General features: G+C 60.4%; 1 protein-coding gene. It reads left to right on the top strand.

Annotated features, from left to right (window positions below; translation table 11 throughout):
* Positions 1–228, top strand: a 228-nt coding sequence (locus NFX52_RS30715) for a putative pterin-binding protein (protein ID WP_492759467.1), incomplete at its 5' end; no start/stop codon positions are given.
* Between the last annotated feature and the right edge of the window lie 27 nt (positions 229–255).

Here is a 255-nt window from a genome sequence, read left to right as displayed (position 1 = left end):
AAGAACATCACAGCGGTGGCGCTCAACGACTACAAGACGGAAATCCCCATCGACGATGCCACGCGCCACGACGTGATCGTTGCCCGGCTCATGAACAACCGCCCCATGCGTGTGCGCGAAAAGGGGCTGCTTTTCATCGTCTATCCGTTTGACTCCAAGGCAGAGCTGCGCAGCGAGCTGTACTACAACCGCGCCGCCTGGCAGCTCCATATCCTGCGGATTCGCTAGCCCCTGCCCCCTCCTCCCAACTTCCCA

This window comes from Acidovorax facilis (assembly GCF_023913775.1).
GTDB classification, from domain to species: domain Bacteria; phylum Pseudomonadota; class Gammaproteobacteria; order Burkholderiales; family Burkholderiaceae_C; genus Acidovorax; species Acidovorax facilis.
This window is presented reverse-complemented; position numbering and strand designations above follow the sequence as displayed.